The organism is Profundibacter sp. (assembly GCF_965277155.1).
GTDB lineage: Bacteria > Pseudomonadota > Alphaproteobacteria > Rhodobacterales > Rhodobacteraceae > Profundibacter.
On sequence record NZ_CBDIBV010000010.1, the window covers coordinates 72,801 to 97,446 of the forward strand.

A 24,646-nucleotide genomic window follows, 5' to 3' on the forward strand; every position below is an offset into this window, starting at 1 on the left:
TCGACCGACGGGGTTTTGTCATGGGTCAGATGGGATTTTTTGATCTTTCCAGCCGATACGCGGGACTGGACAAATCTGGTGATCCGCTGGTGTTGCTCAACGACATGGTGCCGTTCGAGGATTACCGGGACGAGCTGAAGGCCATATGGCGCACGCCGCCCGAACAGCGCAAATCCAACGCTGGCCGCCCGCCTTGGGATGAGGTGCTGATATTCAAGACGATGGTTTTGCAGCAGCTCTACAACCTCTCTGACGATCAGATCGAGTATCAGATCCGCGACCGCCTGTCGTTCATGCGGTTTCTCGGCCTTGGCATTGAAGACAGCGTACCTGACGCCAAGACCATCTGGGCCTACCGTGAAAGGCTGGCCGGGGCCGGGAAGATGAAGGAGCTGTTTGACAAGTTCGATGCCTTTCTGCGCGAAAAGGGCTATCTGGCGATGGGCGGGCAGATTGTTGATGCGAGCATCGTTCCGGCGCCGCGCCAGCACAACAAAAGGGACGAGAACGAGAAAATCAAGGCGGGCGAAACGCCTGAAGAGTGGGAGGAAAAACCCCACAAGAAGCGCCAGAAGGACGTGGATGCGCGCTGGACGAAGAAGCACGGCAAGAGCTATTACGGCTACAAGAACCACATCAATGTCGACCGGCGGCACAAATTCATCCGCGCTTATGATGTCACCGATGCCGCCGTGCATGACAGCCAGGCGCTTGCCGGTCTGATTGATGCGAGCAACACCTCATCGGACCTGTGGGCCGACAGCGCCTATCGCTCGCAAAAGATCGAAAGCGAGCTGGAAGAGCGGGGGCTTCACAGCCATATCCATCACAAGGGCAGGCGCGGCAAGCCGCTTGGCGAGCGCCAGCAAAAGGCCAACCGGAGGCGCTCGAAAGTGCGGGTCCGGGTCGAGCATGTATTCGCTTTTCAGGAGCGCTCCATGGGCGGCAAGCTGATCCGCTCCATCGGCCTGAAGCGGGCGCGATTTCGCATCGGGATGATGAACCTGGTCTACAACATGAAGCGCTTCGTCCAGTTCGAATGCGGCCTGGCGGCGCCGGGATAAGGGTTCATGGGGTGAGGTGTGCCTGAAATACCCAAAACCGGCTTGAAACCGGTGAAAATGGGTTTATGATCCGAAGCAATCAGGCGGGACAGGCGAAAAACCGTCCACCCCGCCGCGAAGAAGGCGAAAACGGGAATTTACAGAGGTTCCCAACAGATAGACAGGGGCAAGCGCATGGGTGCCGATGATCTGCTCGGGCCGCGTGGCGCATCCTTGCAACTCGGCCAGCGTAAAGGTGCCCGAGGACGAGGCAATCACCGCCGCCTTATTGCAATGCTCCTGTATCTTCTGGAAAACCTTGCGCTTTAGCTCCAGCCGTTCGGGCAGACATTCCTGAATCCAGTCCACGCCTTTCACCGCCTCGGAAATAGTCTGGCAAAACACCATATCGCCCATTTCGGGCAGGTCTACATCCGAGAGCCCGGGCAATCCCCGCCGCGCCTGTTGCAGCACCGCCCCGATCAACCCCCGCGCCATATCGTCGGGATCAAACAGACGCACGTTCCAGCCCATCACCCTGAACCGCGCGGCCCAGCCCGCGCCGGTTTCACCTGCGCCGATGATGGCCACGGTCTGTTTCATATCAATCCCCGCAGCGGATGAATTTTACCGGCTCGCCCGCCCCGAACCAGATATACAAAACATCCGCGCCGTCCATCATCAGCACTTTGTGGTCGGTATAGGTTTCACCCTCGGCGGAACATTGCATGATCAGCCGGTAATAGGCGAATTCGTCATTACCCTTGACGGATTTGATTTCACATGAATTTTCGTACCCCTCCATTTCCGTCGCGGTCAGCCGGATCGGGGCGGGTGTGATGCTGCCGATGCGGTCGGCGTTCTTGCACCATTCATAATCGCCGGTCCAGACACCCACCCAGTTCGGCTCGCCTGCAATAACGGGGCTGGCCATCAATACACCGGCACAAATCGCTATCAAATCCTTCATTTTCAAATCTCCTTTACGGTTTCAAAATAAGGCGGGTCAAATCATACCCGTTCCAGTCCAGAATTTCGCGCGCCGCCTGCATCCGGTCCGGCGGAATATGCCGATCCCGGTTCAATACCATAGCAAAACTGCCATCCACCGAACCAATCACCGCGGTGCGATAGGTCTGGTCCACCCACATCACCCAATGTTCGCGCCCTTTGTGCGCCCCGCCATCGGGCGTAAACCGTCCCGGTCCGGTGACGGGGGCAAGGCTGTGGCTTTCATCCCCGTTGCAGTTGCGCTCAACCCAGTCAAACCCTATCGGTGTTATGTCGGCCCGCACCCCGCACAGCGCCGGATCATAGGTGGCGACCACCACCCAGTCCCCCGCAAACAGGGCCGGATCAAACAATGCAACAGAAGTGATCCGCGCCGAAGCATCGCGATACCCGATAACAGGTGCACAGGCCGAGACGATAAAAAAGAGGGCAATTATCAGTCGATACAAATCTCGACCACCTTGCCATCATCCTCGACCATGCTGAAACAGCCGAACATCGGAGTCACGGCCGAACAGGTGTGGGTATCGCCAAAGCATATCCCCTCGCAATCCTTGCCCGTTTTGCAGGATTTCCCCGCATCTTGGGTTTTCATGATACAGGATTTGCCAAACATCCCCGCCCGCTGGTAACTCCCGCCCTTGGCGTCGCATTCCTTTTGCTCGGCACGTATTCCGGCGCGGGTTTTGCCCATCATTTCGGGGTCTTCCTGACAGGCAGACAGGGCCAGCAGGCCAACGAATAAAATCAGACTTTTCATAATAACCTCATTCCTTATGGAATGTCCGCGCGGGGTCAGTGAACACCTATTTACGCCGCCAATCAATAGGGCATTGGGTGCGCCTTGTGGGCTGCGTTGATTTCCGCCAATACCTCGTCACTTAGCGTTACATCCGACGCCCCCAGCGCCACTTGCAACTGTTCCAGCGAGGTCGCACCAAAGATCACCGAAGTCATAAAGGGCCGCGTTGCACACCATGCCAGCGCCATCTGCGCAATGTTCAGCCCGTGGCGCTTGGCAATATCCTCGTAGGCGTCAATCGCCCCCCAGACACGGTCTGTGATGCGCCCGCTAAGGGTTGTGTTGATGGTGCGGCGCGATCCTTTCGGGGTGACATCGGCTTTGTATTTTCCCGTCAGCAAACCGGTTGCCAGCGGCGAAAAGGCCAGCAGGCCGACATCTTCGTTCAAACTGGCCTCGGCCAGATCGGTATCAAACAGGCGGCACAGCAGGGAATATTCGTTCTGGATCGACACCATGCGCGGCCCCGCACCGGCATCACTGGCACAAATCCATTGCGCCAACCCCCATGCGCTTTCGTTCGACAGACCGACATGGCGGATTTTGCCAGCGTCCACCTGCCGCTGTAATTCCCCCAAAACATCGTGGATATGGGCAATGGTTTCCTCGCGGTTCTGGCCCGAGGGATCATACTCCCAATGCTTGCGGAACTGGTAGGATCCGCGATTTGGCCAATGCAACTGGTACAGGTCGATGTAATCCGTCTGCAACCGCTTCAGCGATCCGTCCAGCGCCCGCACAATCGCGCCCGAGGAAATATCCTCGCCATCGCGCACAATACCGCCGTTGCTGCCGGTGATTTTACTGGCCAGCACCACGTCGCCACGCCGCCCTGTGCGGGCGAACCATTCGCCAATGATGCTTTCGGTTTTTCCAACGTGATCAGCGCTGACCGGATTGACCGGATACATTTCCGCCGTATCGACAAAATTGATGCCGTGATCCAGCGCCATGTCGATCTGGGCATGACCCTCGTCCATGGTGTTCTGTGTGCCCCATGTCATCGAGCCAAGGCAATATTCACTAACCTTCAGGCCGATGCGACCTAGTTCATTCATGCGCATGTTCTGTTCCCCGTTATGTCAGGGAACAGAACCTAGTCTGTGGGGTCAGAATGGCAACCCCCTATGGGCGCACATCAGGGCCGCACATAGGCATAACCCTGTTCCTGCAACTCGATCAGCCGCACAACGCCCGATGGCACGACCGTCGCCTCGCTCATCAACGGCACAGGCCCGCCGGTTTTCTCGATCATTTTGCGATGGGTGTTGCCGCAGGCGGAAAACGACAGGTTTTCCAGTTGCAGGGACAAAACCGAAATCCGATCCGCCACGGGGCTTTTGCCCTGAACAAACATGTTCAGGCCCGGACCATAGGCCACCAGTTCAATTTCGACAGTATCGCCTTTGGACTCGTAATACTTGGTAACATTCACGGCGTTGTTCAGCGCCATATTCATCACTTTGGGATCATTCTGATCCACATGAATGGCGACGAAATGCTTGACCCCTTCGGCAATTGCTGCGCCATTTATGGTCAAGATTAGTAATATTGCTGTGAGTATTGTCTTCATAGTCTTCCTCCTGTTTGCCCAAACAGCTTAACATGAGAAACACATTTGGCGAGGGGACACGCCGAATATATCACCAAATCTTCATCCCCGTGCTTTGGCACGCCGGAAAGGAAACGCCATGTCCCGATTAATTCTCAGCCTTGTTTTTCTGATTTCAACCATGCTTGCCGCACATGCAAAACCGGTTCGCTACATGCTGGAATCCACCAAATCCTCGGTCGGATTTGTCTATCATTTCAACGGCAATCCGACAAAAGGCACCATGCCGGTGGCCAAAGCCGATCTGACGATTGATTTTGCGGCCCTGCATAAATCAACTGTGCAAATCTCGCTTAATGTCAGAAAAGCGCGGGCCGGTTTTATTTTCGCCACCGAAGCCCTGCGCGAAAAATCCGTGCTGGATGTCGCCAATCATCCGCATATCCTGTTTTCCAGTACCAAAGTATCGCGAACAAACACCGGAGCACGGGTTGTAGGCATGGTCACCATCCGAGGGGTGACAAAACCCCTGACCCTGAACGCTGTGTTTTACCGTCAAAAAGGCAGCGCACCCAAGGATCTGTCAAAACTGTCGATCCTGCTGACCGGATCGATCTCGCGGGCGGCATTCGGGGCAACGGGGTATCCCAAACTGGTTGGCGACCGGATTAACCTGCGGATACTGGCGCGGATACGTCAGGTGGAATAGGCCCAAAAACGACCCCATCACGTCGATTTCGGGCATGACCTGCCTTGGCGGCTTTGCCATCTTCAGCAGATCGAACAACGCGAACACCCATTCCCATGCGCCTGCTGATTTCATTTGCCGCCCTGTTTCTGTCTGTCATCCTGTTGCAGCTGTCCTCGGGCGGTGTGGGGCCGCTGGATGCCATTTCGGGGCTAAAGCTTGGATTTACCACCGCTCAGGTCGGCTTCCTTGGCTCGGCGCATTTCTTTGGCTTTTTCATCGGGTGTTGGTGGGCGCCACGATTGATGGGCAACATCGGCCATTCCCGCGCCTTTGCCGCCTTTACAGCGACGGGTGCAATCGGGTTGCTTGCGCATATGCTGATCATCGACCCGATGGCATGGGCCATCATGCGGATCGCCACCGGTCTGTGCGTGGCCGGTAGCTATACGGTGATCGAAAGCTGGATGCAGGCCAAGGTGACAAATGAAATCCGCGGTCAGACGATGGGCGGCTACCGGATGGTCGACATGGGCGGATCATTGGCCGCGCAGTTGATGATCGGGGTGCTGGAGCCTGCCAGCTATGTATCCTACAACCTGCTGGCATTGCTGTGTTGCGCCGCAATCCTGCCATTGACCCTGACCAAAGCCAGCCCGCCGCAAACCCCCGCGGCCCCGCGCCTGCGCCCCAAACTGGCCTTTGCCAAATCACCGCTGGCCGCCGCCGGTGTTGTGGTCGCCGGCCTGACCAGCGCGGCCTTTCGCATGGTCGGCCCGATTTACGGCCAAGAGGTTGGCTTGCAATTGAACCAGATCGGCCTGTTTCTGGCGGCTTTCGTTTTGGGCGGGGCGCTGGCACAATACCCGATTGGCTGGCTTGCCGATAAATTCGACCGCCGCTGGATCCTGATCTGGCTGTCCGTTGCCGCCATCGGCAGTTGCGCCGTGACAGTCAGCGTATCCGGATCCGGCACCGGCATGGTGATGGCCACCGCCGTGTTATTCGGCTTTACCACCTTCCCGATTTTTTCGGTCGCCGCCGCCCATGCCCATGATTTTGCCAGCACCGAGGAACGGTTCGAACTATCCGCTGCATTGATGTTTTTCTATGCCATCGGAGCCATCGCCAGCCCGCTGATTGCCTCCACCCTGATCTACGCCTATGGCCCCGCATCGCTGTTCATCTTTCTGGCCGCTGGCCACGGGGTGCTGATCATATTCGGCCTAAGCCGGATGAGCGTGCGGCGGACCCGCAAACGGCGCACCCCTTACGTTTACGCCCCGCGCACATCCTTCCTGATTGGCCGCCTGCTGCGCAAACAGCGGGATAAACGCTAGAGGTTACCTTGGACGGCGAAGCCGGACAGCGCCCGACCCTCCCCACGGGAAAGACCTCTGCATGAGGCCATGGCTTTCGGTTGAAGCAAGATTTCGGCCGCCCACCTTGCGCCCCTGCGGGTCCGGCGGACAGACGGGTGGCGGGGTTTGGGGCTATGCGATTGCGGGGGTTTGCGGGTTGAGGGTGATCCTGTTTGCGGCCTTGAGCAGGTTTTGCGCGATGGCGGCCATGACCATCTGGGCATGCACCCTGGCGCGCCCGAAATATCTCGCCCGCTGCAGGCCGAAGAGGCGTTTCATCGTGCCGAAAGTCTGCTCGATGCGGAAGCGGCGTTTCGAAATCAGCCGGTTGAAGCGTTTCTCCGATTGCCGCAGGGGGCGGCCGCGCGCTGCCTTGCGCAGGATGCCGTCGCGGTATTTGCCGCGCAGCATCTGGCGGTTGGCCTTGCTCGCATAGGCCTTGTCGGCCAGCACCCGCTGCGCCTTTGCGCCCGCGATCATGGTGGCGAATTCGGGGCTTTCGGCGGCATTGGCGGGCGTGGTGTGCACCTTGTCGATAAAGCCCTCTTCGTCGCAGCGGGCAAAGCCCTTGTAGCCGAGCGTGCTCTTGCGGCCCTTCTTGACCCAGCGGGCATCAGGGTCGGCGCTGAAATGCAGCTGTGCCCCGTCGGGTGAGACCTCGGGCGGATCATCCGGCGTCCCTTCCCTTGCCCCGTCCTCTGCCCGGTCCTGCGGGGCGTCGATATGGGTGCGCGGGCGCGCCGCCGCCGCGATCAGGGTCGCATCAATGATCGCCGCCTCAGCCTCTTTCAGCTTCAGCCCATGCGCCTCGATCTGGCGGCAGACCTCGGCCAGCAGCTCATCGTAAACGCCACCCCGGACCAGCGCATTGCGGAACCGGCAGTGGGTCGTCTCATCCGGCACCGACGCGTGCAGATCGAGCCCGCAGAACAGCATGAAATCCAGCCGCACCTTCAAGGCCCGCTCCAGCTTCGGGTCGCTCAGCCCGTGCCACTGGCCAACCAGAAGACACTTGAACAGAACCAGCGGATCATAGCCCTGAGGCCCGATCCCCGAGCGCCCCAGACCGCGCCGCAGGATCGGCAAAAACGAGTTCCAATCCATCAGCGCGTCGATCTTCGACAGAACGTCATCCGCGCCGATCCGTGCCGCCGCTTCGTGCAGGAAAAGGTCCATCTATTCACCCCAGAGATTTCCCGGCTAGCTTACCAAAACGGCCAACCCGGGGGAATCCCGATGTTATGCAGAGGTCTTCGGGAGGGCGCTTTTGCAACGGAGCACATTGAGAATAGGCTAATGTGTTTCCAAAACATTCGCCATATCCAACCCGTTGAATGCGCCCACCCAGGGTCGGGCGCTGTCCTCATTTCTTTGCCACAGCCCCTACTTAACGAACTTGTATCGCAGCAGCCGCAAGGCATTGATCGTCACCAGAACCGTCGCGCCGGTATCGGCCAGAATGGCCATCCACAGTGATGTAACCCCCAGCAATGTCGTCACCAAAAACACCGCCTTCAGGCCCAGCGCGATGCTGATATTCTGGTGGATATTGGCCATTGTCGCCCGCGACAGGGCAATCAGCGCCGGCACATCACGCACACGTTCGTGCAACAGCGCCGCATCGGCTGTTTCCAGCGCCACATCGGTGCCGCCACCCATCGCAATGCCCACGTCCGAGCGCGCCAAGGCGGGCGCATCGTTGATCCCGTCCCCGACCATGGCAATATTGCCTTGCGCCTTAAGCGCCTCGATCTGGTCCAGCTTGTCTTGCGGCAGCAGTTCGGATTTCACCTCGATCCCCAGCTGTTTGGCCAGCGCGGCCCCCGTGCGGGCGTTATCGCCGGTTAGCATCACTGTGCGCACATCCATCACCGCCAGTTCCTGCATCGCTTTACGCGCATCCTGGCGCAACTCATCCCGCAGGGCGAACAGGCCCAGCAAGCTGTTATCGACAATCACCACAGCAACGGTTTTGCCATCCCCTTCCAGCGCGGCGATCTCGTCCTCTTGCTCTTTGGTAAATTCGGCAATGTCCTGCCCGTAGCGCGGCGAGGCAATCGTCACCAGTTTACCCCCCACTTTGGCCTGCACCCCACGCCCGCTTAAGGCCTCGGATGCCGTGGCTTTCTTCAATGTCACCCCACGCGCCGCAACCTCGTCAACGATGGCCACCGCCAGCGGATGGCTTGACCCTGCCTCGACCGATCCTGCCAAACCCAGCATCTGGTCCTCGTCCCCTGAAAACACGCGGATATCCGTCACCGCCGGTTTGCCGCGCGTCAGCGTGCCGGTTTTGTCAAACGCCACCTGCGCAACCTTGCCGATGGCCTCAAGCACCGCACCGCCCTTGACCAGAAGGCCCTGTCTGGCCCCCGATGAAATACCCGAAGTAATCGCCGCAGGCGTGGAAAGCACCAGCGCACAGGGGCAACCGATCAGCAAAATCGCCAACCCTTTATATATCCAGGCATCCCAATCCGCGCCAAAAGCAAGCGGCGGGATGATGGCAATCAATGCCGCCACCACGATCACCCCGGGGGTGTAATAGCGGCTGAAATCGTCGATGAACCGCGCCGTTGGGGCTTTGCTGGCCTCGGCATCCTCGACCATCTGCAAAATCCGCGCGATCATGTTGTTTTCCGCGCCCTTTTCCACCGTGACACGGATCACCCCGTCGGCATTGATCGATCCGGCGTAAACCCCGTCGCCAACGCCCTTGCGCTTGGGCATGGATTCGCCCGTCACAGCTGCCTCGTCGATCGAGGTCTGACCCTCGGCAATCACCCCGTCCGCAGGCACCCGCCCGCCGGGGCGTACCTCGATCACATCACCAACTTTCAGACTGTCTGCCGCCACCTCTCGTGTACCATCGCCAACCACCAGAAAGGCGTATTTGGGCACCAGATCGGCCAGCCCCTGAACCGAGCTGCGCGCCTTGGCCGCTGCCATCATCTCCAGCAATTCACCGATCAGGAACAGGAACACCACCACGGCCGCTTCGGGGGCCTCGTTAATCGCAATCGCCCCGATCACCGCGATGGTCACCAGTGTTTCAATGGTAAAGGGTTGCCCTGCAACCGCACCCATCACCGCCTTTTTCGCCAATGGTGCCAGCGCCACCAGCGCGGCAAAGGCGTAAACGTAATCGGCATAATCCGGCAGAACCAGCGACAACACCACCGCCAACGCCAGCATCGCGCCCGAGAAGATCACCAACCGCCCCTTGCCGGTCTGCCACCAGCGCGTCACAGTCTGCGGCGCATCGGCTTGCGGCTGCACCACCTTATAGCCCAGCTTTTCAATCGCTGTGACCACATGGTCCGCCCCGTCAGCACCGTCGCCTAAATCAAACTTCAGTTTCTGGTTGGTGTAATTCAGGGAAACATTCTCGACCCCCGGCAGCTTGCACACCACGCCTTCGATCTTGTTCACGCAGCTTGCGCAATCCATGCCGTCAATCACCAGTTCGGTCTTTTTCGCCTCGGTCGCCATATCCTGTCCTTGCAAAATGGAATCACGTTCCAGTCTTACATACGACCTCTAGCGACTAGAGGTTCAAGCCCTTACTGCCAATAATTACCCCTCCAGCGATTCAATATAGGCAATGCGCAAAATCCGCAGGGTCTGCTGATCACCAATCCCGCCGAAAAACCCGAACAATGCGGATTCAAAAACCGGACTGGCACCCTTAACCCGCGAAAACAGCGTGATCGAGGAATGGAACTTCAACGCATCCACCCCGCCGAACACCGCTTCAGCCCCGTCGGCGCGATGTTTGATCGCCAGTTTGGTGCACTGGATCAGCCGCTTGCCCAGAACGGGGTGCGCCAGATAGGCCGTGGCCTCGTCCCGATCCGCGATCCCGTAAAATTGCGAGGTCTGGCTGTGCCCCAGCCCTTCCAGTTGCGGGAAAATATACCACATCCAGTGGCTTGCCTTGCGGCCCTTTTCCAACTCGGCCAGCACGTTTTCGTAAACAGCGTCCTGCGCCGAAACAAATCGGTCAAAATCATAATGCGTTTCCATAGGGTCGGGGCTAGCACAAAACCGCCCCTATGGAAACGCGCCGATGCGCGCACCCCTAGCCTTGCCCGCCACCTTGCGCTAAAGAACTGCCAACACAAACAAAGGCATCCTGAAATGGCACGTATCCTCATCACCTCCGCTCTGCCCTATATCAACGGCATCAAGCATCTGGGCAATCTGGTCGGCAGCCAGCTGCCCGCCGATCTGTTCGCCCGTTACAATCGCGGACGCGGCAACGAAGTGATGTTCATCTGTGCCACGGACGAACACGGCACACCGGCCGAACTGGCCGCCGCCAAGGCCGGTCAGCCGGTGGCGGAATACTGCGCCGAACTGCATGACGTGCAGGCCGATATTGCCAAACGGTTCGGGTTGTCATTCGATTATTTCGGCCGCTCCTCCAGCCCGCAAAACCACCGGCTGACCCAGCATTTCGCCGGCAAACTGGCCGATAACGATCTGATCGAGGAAGTCAGCGAAAAGCAGGTCTATTCGATCGACGATGGCCGCTTTCTGCCGGATCGCTATATCGAGGGCACCTGCCCCAACTGCGGCCATGAAGGCGCGCGGGGCGATCAGTGTGACGAATGCACCAAACAGCTGTCTCCGACCGATCTGATTGATCCATATTCGACCATTTCCGGCTCGAAAAACCTTGAAGTGCGCGAGACAAAGCACCTGTTCCTGCGCCAATCCAAACTGCGCGACACGCTGGATGAATGGATTTCCAGCAAAACCGACTGGCCCGTCCTGACCACCTCGATTGCCAAGAAATGGCTGCATGACGGTGACGGATTGCGTGACCGCGGCATCACCCGCGATCTGGACTGGGGCGTGCCGGTGAAACGTGGCGACAAACCGTGGCCGGGGATGGAGGGCAAAGTGTTCTATGTCTGGTTTGACGCCCCGATCGAATACATCGGCGCCACGGCAGAATGGGCCGAAGCAAATGGTCTGGACAATAGCGCGTGGGAGCGCTGGTGGCGCACCGACAAAGGCGCCGACGATGTGCGCTATGTGCAGTTCATGGGCAAGGACAACGTGCCGTTCCACACACTTAGCTTCCCCGCCACGATCATCGGCTCGGGCGAGCCGTGGAAGCTGGTCGATTACATCAAATCGTTTAACTATCTGAACTATGACGGCGGCCAGTTTTCCACCAGCAAGGGGCGCGGCGTGTTCATGGATCAGGCGCTGTCGATCCTGCCATCCGACTACTGGCGCTGGTGGCTTTTGTCCCACGCACCGGAAAATTCCGATGCCGAATTCACATGGGAAAACTTCCAGGCCAGCGTCAACAAGGACCTGGCCGATGTGCTGGGCAACTTCGCCTCGCGCGTCACCAAATTCTGCCGCTCCAAGTTCGGTGAAGTGGTGCCCGAAGGCAGCACATACGGCCCCGAGGAACAGGCGCTGATCAACACGCTGGACAAACGCATCAAAGCCTACAACACCCATATGGACGATATGGAAGTGCGCAAGGCCGCGTCAGAACTGCGCGCCATCTGGGTGGCGGGCAACGAATACCTGCAAACCGCCGCCCCCTGGGCCAAATTCAAGGAAGACCCGGACGCCGCCGCCGCCGTGATCCGCCTGTCGCTGAACCTGATCCGGCTTTATGCGGTGCTGTCGGCCCCCTTCATCCCCGATGCTTCCGCCACGCTGCTAAAGGCGATGAACACCGATGATGACAGCTGGCCCGATGACGTGGCGCAGGCGCTGCAAACCCTGCCCGCCGGTCACGCATTCACTGTACCCGAGGTGACATTCGCCAAAATTACCGACGCCCAGCGTGAAGAATGGCAAGAAAAATTCGCAGGCAAACGGGAATAAACAGACCATTAGTAACTCTTGACCAGAAACAACAAAGGATTTCCATTGCGCCGCCTTCTTCCGTTGATCCTTGTGCTCCTGCTACCCCTTTCCGCCTTCGCTGAAGCAACATCGCACAAGACCGCCCTGCGCGTCCTGACCCCACCACAGGGTAAACTGCTGGCCGGCACCTATACCGGCGGGCGCACAGGCGAGGAAGACGACATCCGCCCCTCCGACCTTAAGGCCTATATCCGCACCACCCACCATAGGCCCGCATGGGTCTATTTCTCGAACAACTGGTACCGCTCGCGCGCCTTTCCCACCGCCACCGCCAAATGGATCCGCGCCAGCGGCGCCACCCCTTTTGTGCGCCTGATGCTGCGCAGCGACCCCGAACAAGACCACCGCGATCCGCTGTTCACCACCCGCGCTATCACCAGCGGCAAATTCGACGCCAACCTTGCCAAATGGGCACGCGGGGCCGCCGCCTTCAAAACCCCGATCCTTGCCGAATGGGGCACCGAAATGAACGGCGAATGGTTCCAGTGGAATGCCAAATGGAATGGCCGCAGCAAAGGCGCCCAACGATTTTCCGCCGCCTATCGCCATATCATCGACATTGCCCGCGCCAATGGTGCCACAAACATCGTCTGGGTGTTCCACGTCAACTGGGCCGACGGCCCGCCGCGCCCATGGAACCGGATGGAAAAATACTACCCCGGTGACGATTACATCGACTGGCTGGGCATCTCGCTCTATTCCATGCAGGCCCCTGATGAAACCGAGCCGACCGCCTTTGCCGAAATCGGCGAAACCATGCGCCGCCTGCACAAAATGGCCCCGTCAAAACCGGTGATCATCGCCGAATTCGGCACCGATGTGCACAACCCGCGTGAACCAGCCGCCGCATGGGCCACCGCCGCCCTGAAACAAATTCTGTCAAACCGCTGGCCACAACTGATCGGCTTTAGCTGGTGGAACGAAACATGGCCCAACGGCGATGATCCGAAAAACGCCCCCGATACCCGTATCCAATCCGACCCGGCCCTGATCCGGGTCTTCCGCAGCGCCCTGAAACACCCGCGCATTGCCCGCTGATCTTCTTCTTGCCGAAAATACCTGCGCCGCAGGCATCCCGAGGGCCATTTGGCCCGAGACATAAAGCGTTGCGCAGCAACTCCGCTTAGCAACAGGACGTATGGGTCAACCGGCAGGCACAAGACGCCTTGATCGGTGCATCCGCCCGCGCATTGGCCAGATCCAGCCTCGGCTTGATCAGCGCCGCCTCTTCCACCTTGCCCAGCCTCTCCAGACATTCATGAAACCCGTGCAGGGACCACACGTTTTCCGGATGCCGCGCCGCCCGGCTCAGGGTATCGTCAAACCCCAGATCGGCCCGATACACCGCCTCGGCTTCTTCAACCCGCCCCTGTTCCAGCAACAGTGCCCCCAGCGCATGCCGCGTGGGCTGCATCCAGCCCCAAGGCTCCTCGTAAGGCAGCGCATCATCGCGGGCCACGGATTCGCGCAGATGGGCAAAAGCCACGTCATAATCGCCCTTGCGATAGGCCAACTCGCCCTCCAGCATCTCTTCGGCCACCGCCAGAATGCTTTCGCAGGTGTTGTTGAACAACAACCGTGTTTCCGGCACCCGCGCCTTGGCGGCATAAAACAGCCTGCGCTCGGCCTCGGCCTTCTTCACCTCGCCGGTTGCCGCAAAGGCCACGGTGCGCGAATAATGCACCAGTGCCGTGGTGAAACAGTATAACTCCTGATCCTCGGGCGGCTTGGTGGTCTTTAAAACCTCCCACTGGCCAAAACGTATCAACACATGCGCCCGCATGCCGTAATAACTCTCCAGCCAATCCGCTGACGGCTCCACCACCTCGGGCGTCAGGATCGCCTCCAACGCCTCGACCGCCGCCAGCGCTGGCCCCATCTGGCCCAGAAACATCGCCCCATACAGCCGGAAATGCAGATCGTGGCAAATATAGGTGGTGTAGAAATTCATCACCCCTTCACGCGCCATAAACACCTTGTCCGCAACATAAGCCTTCTCGTTACGCCGCACCACGTTTTCATAGCCACCGCACAGCACATCCACATGGGTCGGCATATGCTGCAAATGCCCCGCATCCGGCACCAGATCGACCAAAGCATCCCCCATCCGCAACGCCTTTTCCGGTGTGGGCGACATCTCCATGATGTGGATATACAGATGCAAAATGCCGGGGTGTTGCCACGCGCCCTCGACCTGCGCAAACGCCCGTTCCAGCGCCGCTTGCGCCTCAAGCACATCCGATCCCTCCGCAGGCACGCCCGCCTTCAGATCCCACAACTGCCACGGGGTTCGGCACATCATCGCCTCGACCGCCAGCGTGATCACTTTCAGATCATCTGGGTGACGCGCCAAAATCTTTCGCATTGCATCGGTATAGGCGTCATGGGTCGGCGCAATATCCTCGACCCCGGCATTGGCCGGAAAGCGCAGCTTTAGCGCCGCCACCAGTTCCGCCGCCAACCCGTCCGCGCATTTTTCCGCCGCCGCCAGACTGGCCGCAACCACTTCCAGACACTCTTCTTTCACTTCGGGTGTGAAATGATCCCAGCGGTAATTATAATTCGGGCCCTTGGCATAAGCGATCCCCCAATGGGCCATCGCACAATCAGGATCAGCCGCAATTGCCCTTTCAAAACAGACGATTGCCTCGTTATGGTTATAACCAAAAACCCAGTTCAACCCGCGATCAAACCACGTTTGCGCCACATCATTTGCAGACACACCAGCGCGGGAATATGTGCCAAGATCGTAATAATCATCCATTATCAAACGGGCCTTTTCGCTAAATCCACCAATTCCGCACCAGCCTAACAGCCCGCCCCGACAGGTCAAAGAAAACCTGTGCTAGATTGAGCCAAGCTGCCAATCCGGCACAATCCCCGAGGCTGTGATAAACGGGGCCACATCCTGCCCCGCAAACAACCCGTGATCCGTCACCAGAACCGTTTTCCATCTTTGTGCCGCCTCGCCCAGAATGTCTGTTGTGCAATGTGTCCCCCACCATCACAACCCGCTCTGATACCTCAACCGGCACCCGCTCAAACGCGCCTTTTGCGTCCATATCTGGTGGCCCTTCCCGTAATAACCCGTGTATATACCCAACCACGCCGCAATCCCTTGCACAATCCCCATTGCCCCGACTTGCCCACCTGCATTAGAATGACCGGTAACAAAACCAATAAAGAGCAGCCAAATGCCCGCAGACGACCTCCTTTCCGGCAACGAGCCGGAGAAAAATTACGACGCCTCCTCGATCGAAGTGCTCGAGGGGCTGGAACCCGTGCGCAAACGGCCCGGCATGTATATCGGCGGCACCGACAGCCGCGCGCTGCACCACCTGGTGGCCGAGGTTCTGGACAATTCGATGGACGAAGCCGTCGCCGGACACGCGAACCGCATCGAGGTCGAGCTGCACGAGGATTACTCCGTCACCATCCGCGACAACGGCCGTGGCATCCCCGTTGATCCACACCCCAAATTCCCCGACAAATCCGCGCTCGAGGTGATCCTCTGCACCCTGCACGCAGGCGGCAAATTCTCGGGCGAAAACTATGCAACATCCGGCGGTCTGAACGGTGTTGGCTCCTCGGTTGTGAATGCCCTGTCCGACTCCATGGTGGTCGAGGTTGCCCGAAACCGCACCCTGTATCGTCAGGAATTTTCACGCGGACTTCCCTTAGCCCCCTTGGCCGAAATCGGCGCAGCCCCCAACCGGCGCGGCACCACAGTCACCTTCCACCCCGACCCCGAAATTTTCGGAAAACTCCACTTCAAACCCGCCCGCCTGCATGAATTGGTGCAATCCAAGGCCTTCCTGTTTTCCGGCGTCGAAATCCGCTGGAAATCGGCCATTGCCGATGGCGACATGCCGCAAGAAGCAACATTCCACTACCCCGGCGGGCTGGCGGAATATCTGGGCGAAGTTCTGGGCAGCGCTGCCACCTATGCCGACGCCCCCTTTGCCGGCAAAGTCGATTTTCGCGAAAAATTCGGTGAACCCGGCTCGGTCGAATGGGCCATCAACTGGACCCCGTCACGCGACGGTTTCATCAACAGCTATTGCAACACGGTCCCCACCCGCGAGGGCGGCACCCACGAGGGCGGTTTCTGGTCCGCCCTGTTGAAAGGCATCCGCGCCTATGGCGAACTGGTGGGCAACAAAAAGGCCAGCAACATCAACCGCGATGACCTGACCACAGGCGGCTGTGCGCTGGTGTCGATATTCATTGCCGAACCCTCCTTTGTGGGCCAGACCAAAGACCGGCTGTCTAACGAAACCGCGCAGAAAATGGTTGAAAACGCGGTGCGCGACCATTTCGACCACTGGCTGGCCTCCGACACCAAATCCGCCGGTGCGATCCTCGACTACCTTGTGCTGCGGGCCGAAGAACGGCTGAAACGCCGCGCCGAAAAGGAAACGCAGCGTAAATCGGCCACCAAAAAGCTGCGCCTGCCCGGCAAGCTGACCGATTGTTCCAACAACTCGCGCGAAGGCACCGAACTGTTCATCGTGGAAGGGGATTCTGCGGGTGGTTCCGCCAAAATGGCCCGCAATCGTAAAACCCAAGCCCTGCTGCCCCTGCGTGGTAAAATCCTGAACGTGCTGGGTGCTGCGTCCAGCAAAATAGGCACCAACGCCGAAATCAACGATCTGGCACAGGCGCTTGGGGTTGGCCTTGGCAGCCGGTTCAACCTTGACGATCTGCGTTATGAAAAAGTGATCATCATGACCGATGCGGACGTGGACGGCGCCCATATCGCCGCCCTGTTGATGACGTTCTTTTTCACCCAGATGCGCCCGATGATTGACGCGGGCCACCTGTATCTGGCCTGCCCGCCGCTGTACCGGCTGACCCAGGGGGCCAAGCGCATCTATGTGGCCGATGACACCGAAAAGGACCGGATGCTGGAACAAGGTCTGGGCGGCAAAGGCAAAATCGATTTGCAACGCTTCAAGGGCTTGGGCGAAATGGATGCCAAAGACCTGAAAGACACCACCATGAACCCCGAAAGCCGCAAACTGATCCTTGTGACAGTGGAAGAAGACCTGCCCGGCCAAACCGCAGATCTGGTGGAACGCCTGATGGGCAAAAAGCCCGAGATGCGGTTCCAGTATATTCAGGAGAACGCGCAGTTTGTGGAGGAGTTGGATGTTTGAGGCATTTTGCAAAAATGGCAGCGCCCGACCTGGTGGGCGCAGGATGCCCTGAGTTTTGCATTCTGCTCCCTATCATCCGCCTAATCCTACCCTCTAGACGCAACATAGCAAAAGCGCCCTCCATGGGGAGGTCGGGCGCTGTCATTTTTGCAAAATGACAGGTTCTATGTGATAGAGCTTTGGATTCTAATTTCCATCAGAAAGCCCCCCAATGTTCCTAACCGGTATCCCAATCGCAGCCCTGATCGCCCTTCTCACCGGCCTGATCTGCCGCGCAATCGGTATGGACGCCCGCGCCGCCAAACCGGTGATCCTGTTGTCAGCCCTTGGCGGATTCCTGATGGGCGCGACCATCCCCTATGTGCTGCCCCATCTGCTGACCCCGTAACGGCCCGTTGCGCGTAAACGGTTGGCCCGACAATTCACGCAGCAGCTTTTTGATAATCGCCTGTTGGTAGTCCTGAAAATCCGCCGCTTTTTCCACAAAACTGCCCGCCCCAGTGATCAAATTTGCCTCGTACCACAGATGCAACCCGGCGATGTCGGTTTCAATCGCCAACCCGTTGACCGTGATCCCCTTGGCCGTCGCCAGCGCCCGCGCCTGTGGCAATTCCACCGCCCCTTTGACCCAGGGTTTGGATTCCGGCCCGTCCCCCGAAACGTCAATCACCAAACGGCTGGCAGGCACGGGATTATCGCCTAACATATTGATTGCATAGAGTAATCCATCGCCAATGTTGGTTCCGCCGCCACCAATCGCGGGCACACCGGGGGCCGATATTGTGAATTTCTCGATCTCGGTTGCGAAGGCTTCGAACGATCCCTCCGGCCACAGCTCGAACCACGCGGTCGGGTATTTCGGATAGGCCGCATCCGACCAGATCAGCACCGCCGCCAGCACCCTGCCCTTCGGCCCTGCCCGCACGGCCCTTTGCACGTTTTGGTCACGCATCGCATTCACAATTCCGCCGATTTGCAGGCGAAATTCGGTTGGATCAACCGACCCCGACGCATCCACAGAAATCACGATTTTTACATCGACTTCGACGGGTTGGGCAGCGGTGATTTGGCCAAAAAACAGGCAAATCAGGGCAAGGGCAGCCCTCACACCAGCACCCCGTTCTCCATCCGCACGACCCGATCCATCCGCGCTGCCAGCTCCATATTATGTGTGGCGATCAGCGCCGACAGGCCGGTGTCCCGCGCCAATCCCATCAGGGCGGCGAACACCTGATCCGAGGTCGCGGGGTCAAGGTTCCCCGTTGGCTCGTCCGCCAGCAGAACCAGCGGTTCGTTGGCCAGCGCACGGCAAAACGCCACCCGCTGTTGCTCGCCGCCCGACATTGCCGCCGGCCGGTGATCCGCCCGTTCCGCCACACCGACATTTCCCAGCAACTCCAACGCCCTACCTTCGGCCTGCTTTTGCGAAACGCCGTTGGCCAGTTGCGGCAAAACGATGTTTTCCAGCGCCGAGAATTCCGGCAGCAGGTGGTGGAATTGATAGATAAAGCCAACCTCGTCACGGCGCACGGCGGTGCGTTTGCGATCCGATTTGCCGCTCATGTCCTGCCCGTTGATCAGCACCTGCCCCTGATCGGGCGTATCCAGCAGACCGGCGATGTGCAGCAGGGTGGATTTACCAGCGCCCGAAGGGGCCACCAGCGCCACCACTTCGCCCTGATCCACCGTTAGATCAGCACCCCGCAGAACGTTGATTTCATTTGGTTTACCGTGATTATAGGTTTTCACAATCCCGCGCAGGTCCAGCATTGGCTTACTCATAACGTAAGGCCTCCACCGGGTTCATCCGTGCGGCGCGCCGCGCCGGGAAAATGGTGACGATAAACGACAGGCCCAATGATAGCGCGATGGCCGACATCACATCCTTGAACTGTAACAACGCGGGCAGCTTATAGATGCCCCGCACCGAAGCATCCCAGACCTGCCCGCCCGAGGCCCCGCTGACAAAGGCCAGTATTGGGTCGAAATACAGCGCGAACAGGCAGCCCAGGATCACACCGAACAGCGTGCCCAGCAATCCGGTCAGCGCACCGCAGATGAAAAACACCCGCAGAACCGAGCCTTCGGTCAGGCCCATGGTGCGCAAAATTCCGATATCGCGGCCCTTGTTTTTCACCAGCATCACAAGGCCGGAAATGATGTTCATCGCGGCGATCAGCACCAGCACCGACATCAGCACGAACATCACGTTATCCTCGACCGTCAGTGCCCGCAGGAAGGCGCCGGATGCGTCGCGCCATGTCCATAGTACCGTGCGGTCTCCGCCAGCGCGCAACAGGTCCAGCGCCATGTCGTCCACTTTTTCAGGCTCCTTAACCATCACTTCCAATTCATCCGCCACGCCTTCGCGATTAAAGAAACTCTGTGCCTCGGAAAACGGCATGTAGATGCGGATGCCATCGATGTCGTAACGACCAACCGAGAATATATAGACGACCCTGTAAACCTTTACACGGGGGCTGACCCCGAACGCGGTTTTGGTGCCGTTGGGGGAAATCAGTTTGATCTTATCGCCGACCCCAAGGCCCAGCGTGTTGGCGATCCCCTTGCCGATGGCGACAGTTTCGCCTTTGAATTGTTCAATGTCACCAATCTGGTCTTTGCCCGAGGCAATCCGCGGAATTCCCTTTAAGTCCTCAAGGCTGATGCCGAACACTTGCGCACCGGTGTTATATTGCCGGTTGTTCGCCATCACCTGCCCCTTGATCAGCGGGGCAACGCGGGTGACGCCGGGGATCTGGCGGATGCGTTCAGCCTTTTCCTTGTAATCCGCCATCACGCGGCTGGTGTGGCCGGTGTCATCCACTGCGATCGAATTGAACACCGTCACATGGGCGTTGGCACCCAGAATAGTATCGACAAATTCGGCCCGAAAACCGGCCCGCACGGCCAATGTGATAATCTGCGCGGCCACGGCCAGCGTGATGCCGATCAGGGAAATCCATGTCATTATGCTCACGCCGCCTTCGGCGCGTTTGGCGCGCAGGTAGCGCCAGGCGATCATCCATTCGAATTTTGAAAACGGGGCGGTTTTTCCGGCCAAGGTCTCTGCTCGCTTCTTATGTTGCTTTGGCGCGGAGTCTGGGGGGATGCGCGCGGATGGTCAAGCGGGGAATGGGCAAATGGGCGTGATTATGCGGGGATAAGGCGGCGCGTGAACCGCCGCAAGCCACCGAACAGCAGACCAAGCCCCAGCCAACCGGCCAGAAAGCCGATGCCGGCGGCGATAAACCCGTCAGTGGTGACCGGCACGGCGGGCTTGAAATCGTCCCAGGTGCGTTGTGCCAGATCGGTATCGGAAAAGCGATAGAACTGCCCCAGCCGTTCCAGTGGGGTTGCATTACGCAGGGCGGTCAGGTTGCTTGACAGACGCTCGTAACGCCTGATCGAGGTTTCAATCGTATCGCGCAGCCCCTCCTGAAAATCGTCGCCCTGCATCCGGTTCAGCGCCTCTTGACGGGTCAGCCCGCTGGCGGTGGCGGTCAGATCGAATGCCACCACCACCCCGCGCAATTCGTCCACCGCGCCGGACATGCGCTGCATGTATTGCTGCGAGAATTCGGGAAATTGCGACAGCGCCACCGCGCCTGCGATGCCGCCCACCATGGTCAGCGTTCGTATCATTTTGCCTGCCTACTGCTTTTTGTTTTGCGGGCAGTATAGCAGGAAATGGCAGGGGCGAAAAGCATCTGCCATTTTCCGCAGCGGTGGCGGGGTGAACCCCGCCCTACAGGGTGGCGTAAATCTCGACCACTTTGGCAACCGCCTGTTCCGGCGGCATTTCCACGCTTTCGCCGGTTTTGCGGCTGGTCAGTTCCACCACACCGTTTTTCAACCCGCGCGGGCCAACAGTGATGCGCCATGGCAGGCCGATCAGGTCCATGGTGGCAAATTTGCCGCCTGCCCGTTCATTCCGATCGTCATATAGCGGCTCAAGCCCGGCAGTGGTCAGCGCGGAATAGAGGCTTTCACAAGCCGCATCCGCGGCCACGTCCCCTTGGCGCAGGTTGACGATACCACAATGGAACGGCGTCACCCCTTCGGGCCAGATGATACCCTTGTCGTCGTGCGATGCCTCGATAATCGCGCCCAGCAGGCGGGACACGCCAATGCCGTGGCTGCCCATATGCACCGGCACATGGTCGCCCTGATCATTTACCACGGTCGCGCCCATTTTGTCGGAATAGGTGGTGCCGAAATAGAAGATTTGCCCAACCTCGATGCCACGGGCCACGCGGCGGCGATCCTCGGGCACCTCGTTGAACTCGGCTTCGACATGGGTTTCGTCGGTGCGGGCGTAAAGGGATGTGAATTCATCCATCACCGCCTGACATTGCGCCACATTATCAAAATCAATGTCGCGTTTGCCCAGCGAAATATCGGTGACTTTGCTGTCATAAAACACCTCGCTTTCGCCGGTTTCGGCCAGCACCAGGAATTCATGGGTGTAATCGCCACCAATCGGGCCGGAATCCGCCCGCATCGGAATGGCTTGCAGGCCCATCCGCTCGTAAGTGCGCAGATAGCTGACCAGATGGCGGTTATAGGCGTGCAACGCGTCCTCTTTGGTCAGATCGAAATTGTAGCCGTCCTTCATGAAAAATTCGCGGCCCCGCATCACCCCGAAACGGGGGCGGATTTCATCGCGGAATTTCCACTGGATCTGGTAAAGGGTCAGCGGCAGGTCCTTGTAGCTTTTCACATAGGAGCGGAACACATCGGTGAACATTTCCTCGGCTGTAGGGCTATAGAGCATATCGCGCCCGTGCCGGTCCTTCATACGCAGCATTTCTTCGCCATAGCCATCATAGCGCCCGCTTTCGCGCCACAGGTCGGCCGATTGCAGGGTGGGCATCAGCATCGGGATGTGACCCGCGCGCTGCTGTTCCTCGTGCACGATGTTCTCGATCTTTTTCAGCACCTTGAACCCCATCGGCAGCCAGGAATAGATCCCGGCGCTGGCCTGTTTGATCATACCGGCGCGCAGCATATAGCGGTGCGAGACGATCTGCGCCTCGGCAGGGGTTTCTTTCAGAACGGATAGAAAATAGCGCGACAATCGCATTTGGTCACCTTTGGGCATAGGAATTCGGGTTGCCAAGGGGTTTAGGATAGCAGCGCGCAACAGACAAGAGCCGTTTCAACGCCCCTTGAAACCTGCGCCCGCATGGGCGATGTGTTAGGGAACCGTATTGTTAGGGACATTTCATGGCGCTACCCGCACAGCAACAAACAAAATACTGGAGCATCGCCGCAGCGGTGTTTCTGGTCGTGCTGTGGTATCTGGGCGATGTGATCCTGCCCTTCGTGCTGGGCGGGGCGATTGCCTATTTCCTTGATCCGGTTGCTGACCGGCTGGAAAAGATGGGCCTTTCACGGGTTCTGGCCACTGTCGTCATTACTTTTTTCGGGGTGATCATATTCACCCTGCTTGCGCTGTTGATCATACCGCTGCTGGTGGAACAAACCATCGCGCTGATCAATTCCGCCCCCGAGATTTTCTCGAAACTAAAGAATTTCCTGACCGAACGCTTTCCGTCCCTAATGGATGCCGATTCCACCCTGCGCCATTCGCTTGAAGGGCTGGGCGAGACTATACAGGCCAAGGGGGGGCAATTGGTGAACGGAATTCTGTCTTCGGCAATGAGCCTGATCAATATCATCGTCTTGATGGTGATCGTGCCTGTCGTGGCGTTTTACATGCTGATGGACTGGGACAGAATGGTTGCCAAGATCGACGCCCTGCTGCCACGGGACCATGCGCCGGTAATCCGCAAACTGGCCCGCGAGATTGACCAGACGCTGGCCTCTTTCATTCGCGGCCAAGGCACGGTTTGCCTGACGATGGGAACATTTTATGCCATCGGTCTAATGGGAACCTCTAAAAATCCCCCAAAATCCGGCCTGACGGGGTAGAATCGTCATCAGGATGAAAATGATTCGACCGACGGGGTTTTGTCATGGGTCAGATGGGATTTTTTGATCTTTCCAGCCGATACGCGGGACTGGACAAATCTGGTGATCCGCTGGTGTTGCTCAACGACATGGTGCCGTTCGAGGATTACCGGGACGAGCTGAAGGCCATATGGCGCACGCCGCCCGAACAGCGCAAATCCAACGCTGGCCGCCCGCCTTGGGATGAGGTGCTGATATTCAAGACGATGGTTTTGCAGCAGCTCTACAACCTCTCTGACGATCAGATCGAGTATCAGATCCGCGACCGCCTGTCGTTCATGCGGTTTCTCGGCCTTGGCATTGAAGACAGCGTACCTGACGCCAAGACCATCTGGGCCTACCGTGAAAGGCTGGCCGGGGCCGGGAAGATGAAGGAGCTGTTTGACAAGTTCGATGCCTTTCTGCGCGAAAAGGGCTATCTGGCGATGGGCGGGCAGATTGTTGATGCGAGCATCGTTCCGGCGCCGCGCCAGCACAACAAAAGGGACGAGAACGAGAAAATCAAGGCGGGCGAAACGCCTGAAGAGTGGGAGGAAAAACCCCACAAGAAGCGCCAGAAGGACGTGGATGCGCGCTGGACGAAGAAGCACGGCAAGAGCTATTACGGCTACAAGAACCACATCAATGTCGACCGGCGGCACAAATTCATCCGCGCTTATGATGTCACCGATGCCGCCGTGCATGACAGCCAGGCGCTTGCCGGTCTGATTGATGCGAGCAACACCTCATCGGACCTGTGGGCCGACAGCGCCTATCGCTCGCAAAAGATCGAAAGCGAGCTGGAAGAGCGGGGGCTTCACAGCCATATCCATCACAAGGGCAGGCGCGGCAAGCCGCTTGGCGAGCGCCAGCAAAAGGCCAACCGGAGGCGCTCGAAAGTGCGGGTCCGGGTCGAGCATGTATTCGCTTTTCAGGAGCGCTCCATGGGCGGCAAGCTGATCCGCTCCATCGGCCTGAAGCGGGCGCGATTTCGCATCGGGATGATGAACCTGGTCTACAACATGAAGCGCTTCGTCCAGTTCGAATGCGGCCTGGCGGCGCCGGGATAAGGGTTCATGGGGTGAGGTGTGCCTGAAATACCCAAAACCGGCTTGAAACCGGTGAAAATGGGTTTATGATCCGAAGCAATCAGGCGGGACAGGCGAAAAACCGT

Annotated in this window: 22 protein-coding genes and 1 pseudogene; 8 read left to right on the forward strand and 15 right to left on the reverse strand. The window is 58.7% G+C overall.

Annotation, left to right across the window (positions count from 1 at the left end):
• Positions 1–20: 20 nt before the first annotated feature.
• Positions 21–1,064, forward strand: coding sequence for an IS5 family transposase (locus tag ACQY4M_RS08230; protein ID WP_428539227.1), 1,044 nt, complete (start codon positions 21–23; stop codon positions 1,062–1,064).
• Positions 1,065–1,127: 63 nt separating this feature from the next.
• Here the strand turns inward: ACQY4M_RS08230 and ACQY4M_RS08235 are convergent, their stop codons facing one another.
• The 6 genes from ACQY4M_RS08235 to ACQY4M_RS08260 all read right to left on the reverse strand — a co-directional run bounded on the left by ACQY4M_RS08235 (position 1,128) and on the right by ACQY4M_RS08260 (position 4,429).
• Positions 1,128–1,646, reverse strand: coding sequence for a 3-hydroxyacyl-CoA dehydrogenase NAD-binding domain-containing protein (locus ACQY4M_RS08235; protein ID WP_428543054.1), 519 nt, complete (start codon positions 1,644–1,646; stop codon positions 1,128–1,130).
• Position 1,647: 1 nt separating this feature from the next.
• Positions 1,648–2,013: a hypothetical protein gene (locus ACQY4M_RS08240; protein ID WP_428543057.1), complete on the reverse strand. Its 366-nt coding sequence runs from the start codon at positions 2,011–2,013 to the stop codon at positions 1,648–1,650.
• A 13-nt stretch (positions 2,014–2,026) separates the two neighbouring features.
• On the reverse strand, positions 2,027–2,503 hold the full coding sequence (locus ACQY4M_RS08245) for a lipocalin family protein (RefSeq protein WP_428543060.1): 477 nt from the start codon (positions 2,501–2,503) through the stop codon (positions 2,027–2,029).
• Positions 2,491–2,814: a hypothetical protein gene (locus ACQY4M_RS08250; RefSeq protein ID WP_428543063.1), complete on the reverse strand. Its 324-nt coding sequence runs from the start codon at positions 2,812–2,814 to the stop codon at positions 2,491–2,493. Before ACQY4M_RS08250 ends, ACQY4M_RS08245 begins: the two co-directional genes overlap by 13 nt.
• 62 nt (positions 2,815–2,876) lie before the next feature.
• Positions 2,877–3,920: an aldo/keto reductase gene (locus ACQY4M_RS08255; protein WP_428543066.1), complete on the reverse strand. Its 1,044-nt coding sequence runs from the start codon at positions 3,918–3,920 to the stop codon at positions 2,877–2,879.
• Positions 3,921–3,994: 74 nt separating this feature from the next.
• Entirely contained in the window at positions 3,995–4,429 is a 435-nt protein-coding gene (locus tag ACQY4M_RS08260; protein ID WP_428543069.1) for a hypothetical protein, read from the reverse strand.
• 118 nt (positions 4,430–4,547) lie between these two features.
• Between ACQY4M_RS08260 and ACQY4M_RS08265 the strand changes: the two genes are divergently transcribed.
• Positions 4,548–5,117: a YceI family protein gene (locus tag ACQY4M_RS08265; RefSeq protein ID WP_428543072.1), complete on the forward strand. Its 570-nt coding sequence runs from the start codon at positions 4,548–4,550 to the stop codon at positions 5,115–5,117.
• 95 nt (positions 5,118–5,212) lie between these two features.
• Entirely contained in the window at positions 5,213–6,436 is a 1,224-nt protein-coding gene (locus ACQY4M_RS08270; RefSeq protein WP_428543075.1) for an MFS transporter, read from the forward strand.
• A gap of 153 nt (positions 6,437–6,589) precedes the next feature.
• On the opposite strand, the gene ACQY4M_RS08275 is transcribed toward ACQY4M_RS08270, so the two are convergent.
• The 3 genes from ACQY4M_RS08275 to ACQY4M_RS08285 all read right to left on the reverse strand — a co-directional run bounded on the left by ACQY4M_RS08275 (position 6,590) and on the right by ACQY4M_RS08285 (position 10,483).
• Complete coding sequence (locus tag ACQY4M_RS08275; RefSeq protein WP_428539221.1) at positions 6,590–7,633, reverse strand: IS5 family transposase; 1,044 nt, start codon at positions 7,631–7,633, stop codon at positions 6,590–6,592.
• A gap of 207 nt (positions 7,634–7,840) precedes the next feature.
• Complete coding sequence (locus tag ACQY4M_RS08280; protein WP_428543078.1) at positions 7,841–9,949, reverse strand: heavy metal translocating P-type ATPase; 2,109 nt, start codon at positions 9,947–9,949, stop codon at positions 7,841–7,843.
• A gap of 84 nt (positions 9,950–10,033) precedes the next feature.
• Positions 10,034–10,483: a DUF1810 domain-containing protein gene (locus ACQY4M_RS08285; protein WP_428543081.1), complete on the reverse strand. Its 450-nt coding sequence runs from the start codon at positions 10,481–10,483 to the stop codon at positions 10,034–10,036.
• Positions 10,484–10,597: 114 nt separating this feature from the next.
• Here ACQY4M_RS08285 and metG point away from each other — a divergent pair, with 114 nt between their 5' ends.
• Both metG and ACQY4M_RS08295 read left to right on the forward strand, forming a co-directional pair.
• The gene (gene metG, locus ACQY4M_RS08290; RefSeq protein WP_428543084.1) at positions 10,598–12,316 is read left to right on the forward strand and encodes a methionine--tRNA ligase; all 1,719 of its coding nucleotides are present in this window, start codon (positions 10,598–10,600) and stop codon (positions 12,314–12,316) included.
• 45 nt (positions 12,317–12,361) lie between these two features.
• On the forward strand, positions 12,362–13,396 hold the full coding sequence (locus ACQY4M_RS08295; protein WP_428543088.1) for a glycoside hydrolase family 26 protein: 1,035 nt from the start codon (positions 12,362–12,364) through the stop codon (positions 13,394–13,396).
• 85 nt (positions 13,397–13,481) lie between these two features.
• Here ACQY4M_RS08295 and ACQY4M_RS08300 read toward each other — a convergent pair whose 3' ends face one another.
• Positions 13,482–15,122: a hypothetical protein gene (locus tag ACQY4M_RS08300; protein WP_428543090.1), complete on the reverse strand. Its 1,641-nt coding sequence runs from the start codon at positions 15,120–15,122 to the stop codon at positions 13,482–13,484.
• Between the two features lie 430 nt (positions 15,123–15,552).
• Between ACQY4M_RS08300 and parE the strand changes: the two genes are divergently transcribed.
• On the forward strand, positions 15,553–17,517 hold the full coding sequence (gene parE / locus ACQY4M_RS08305; RefSeq protein WP_428543092.1) for a DNA topoisomerase IV subunit B: 1,965 nt from the start codon (positions 15,553–15,555) through the stop codon (positions 17,515–17,517).
• Positions 17,518–17,836: 319 nt separating this feature from the next.
• On the opposite strand, the gene ACQY4M_RS08310 is transcribed toward parE, so the two are convergent.
• The 5 genes from ACQY4M_RS08310 to proS form a co-directional block, all read right to left on the reverse strand.
• Complete coding sequence (locus tag ACQY4M_RS08310; protein WP_428543094.1) at positions 17,837–18,625, reverse strand: DUF1194 domain-containing protein; 789 nt, start codon at positions 18,623–18,625, stop codon at positions 17,837–17,839.
• On the reverse strand, positions 18,622–19,299 hold the full coding sequence (locus ACQY4M_RS08315; protein WP_428543096.1) for an ABC transporter ATP-binding protein: 678 nt from the start codon (positions 19,297–19,299) through the stop codon (positions 18,622–18,624). The genes ACQY4M_RS08310 and ACQY4M_RS08315 overlap by 4 nt, the downstream gene beginning before the upstream one ends.
• On the reverse strand, positions 19,292–20,581 hold the full coding sequence (locus tag ACQY4M_RS08320) for a lipoprotein-releasing ABC transporter permease subunit (protein ID WP_428543098.1): 1,290 nt from the start codon (positions 20,579–20,581) through the stop codon (positions 19,292–19,294). Before ACQY4M_RS08320 ends, ACQY4M_RS08315 begins: the two co-directional genes overlap by 8 nt.
• An 89-nt stretch (positions 20,582–20,670) precedes the next feature.
• Complete coding sequence (locus ACQY4M_RS08325; protein WP_428543100.1) at positions 20,671–21,162, reverse strand: DUF2937 family protein; 492 nt, start codon at positions 21,160–21,162, stop codon at positions 20,671–20,673.
• A 103-nt stretch (positions 21,163–21,265) separates the two neighbouring features.
• Positions 21,266–22,603, reverse strand: a complete 1,338-nt coding sequence (proS, locus tag ACQY4M_RS08330; RefSeq protein ID WP_428544449.1) for a proline--tRNA ligase — start codon at positions 22,601–22,603, stop codon at positions 21,266–21,268.
• Between the two features lie 143 nt (positions 22,604–22,746).
• Here proS and ACQY4M_RS08335 point away from each other — a divergent pair.
• Positions 22,747–23,412 (forward strand): annotated as a pseudogene (locus ACQY4M_RS08335) (AI-2E family transporter); the annotation flags it as partial.
• A gap of 86 nt (positions 23,413–23,498) precedes the next feature.
• The gene (locus ACQY4M_RS08340) at positions 23,499–24,542 is read left to right on the forward strand and encodes an IS5 family transposase (RefSeq protein WP_428539227.1); all 1,044 of its coding nucleotides are present in this window, start codon (positions 23,499–23,501) and stop codon (positions 24,540–24,542) included.
• Positions 24,543–24,646 lie beyond the last annotated feature (104 nt).

What these genes read in the sequence shown, in the direction of transcription:
- ACQY4M_RS08270 (WP_428543075.1), top strand. Translation starts at nt 5,213, where the DNA reads ATGCGCCTGCTGATTTCATTTGCCGCCCTGTTTCTGTCTGTCATCCTG.
- ACQY4M_RS08260 (WP_428543069.1), bottom strand. Translation starts at nt 4,429, where the DNA reads ATGAAGACAATACTCACAGCAATATTACTAATCTTGACCATAAATGGC.
- ACQY4M_RS08250 (WP_428543063.1), bottom strand. Translation starts at nt 2,814, where the DNA reads ATGAAAAGTCTGATTTTATTCGTTGGCCTGCTGGCCCTGTCTGCCTGT.
- ACQY4M_RS08275 (WP_428539221.1), bottom strand. Translation starts at nt 7,633, where the DNA reads ATGGACCTTTTCCTGCACGAAGCGGCGGCACGGATCGGCGCGGATGAC.
- ACQY4M_RS08255 (WP_428543066.1), bottom strand. Translation starts at nt 3,920, where the DNA reads ATGCGCATGAATGAACTAGGTCGCATCGGCCTGAAGGTTAGTGAATAT.
- ACQY4M_RS08265 (WP_428543072.1), top strand. Translation starts at nt 4,548, where the DNA reads ATGTCCCGATTAATTCTCAGCCTTGTTTTTCTGATTTCAACCATGCTT.
- metG (WP_428543084.1), top strand. Translation starts at nt 10,598, where the DNA reads ATGGCACGTATCCTCATCACCTCCGCTCTGCCCTATATCAACGGCATC.
- proS (WP_428544449.1), bottom strand. Translation starts at nt 22,603, where the DNA reads ATGCGATTGTCGCGCTATTTTCTATCCGTTCTGAAAGAAACCCCTGCC.
- ACQY4M_RS08240 (WP_428543057.1), bottom strand. Translation starts at nt 2,013, where the DNA reads ATGAAGGATTTGATAGCGATTTGTGCCGGTGTATTGATGGCCAGCCCC.
- ACQY4M_RS08285 (WP_428543081.1), bottom strand. Translation starts at nt 10,483, where the DNA reads ATGGAAACGCATTATGATTTTGACCGATTTGTTTCGGCGCAGGACGCT.
- ACQY4M_RS08340 (WP_428539227.1), top strand. Translation starts at nt 23,499, where the DNA reads ATGGGTCAGATGGGATTTTTTGATCTTTCCAGCCGATACGCGGGACTG.
- ACQY4M_RS08315 (WP_428543096.1), bottom strand. Translation starts at nt 19,299, where the DNA reads ATGAGTAAGCCAATGCTGGACCTGCGCGGGATTGTGAAAACCTATAAT.
- ACQY4M_RS08230 (WP_428539227.1), top strand. Translation starts at nt 21, where the DNA reads ATGGGTCAGATGGGATTTTTTGATCTTTCCAGCCGATACGCGGGACTG.
- ACQY4M_RS08280 (WP_428543078.1), bottom strand. Translation starts at nt 9,949, where the DNA reads ATGGCGACCGAGGCGAAAAAGACCGAACTGGTGATTGACGGCATGGAT.
- ACQY4M_RS08325 (WP_428543100.1), bottom strand. Translation starts at nt 21,162, where the DNA reads ATGATACGAACGCTGACCATGGTGGGCGGCATCGCAGGCGCGGTGGCG.
- ACQY4M_RS08300 (WP_428543090.1), bottom strand. Translation starts at nt 15,122, where the DNA reads ATGGATGATTATTACGATCTTGGCACATATTCCCGCGCTGGTGTGTCT.
- ACQY4M_RS08235 (WP_428543054.1), bottom strand. Translation starts at nt 1,646, where the DNA reads ATGAAACAGACCGTGGCCATCATCGGCGCAGGTGAAACCGGCGCGGGC.
- parE (WP_428543092.1), top strand. Translation starts at nt 15,553, where the DNA reads ATGCCCGCAGACGACCTCCTTTCCGGCAACGAGCCGGAGAAAAATTAC.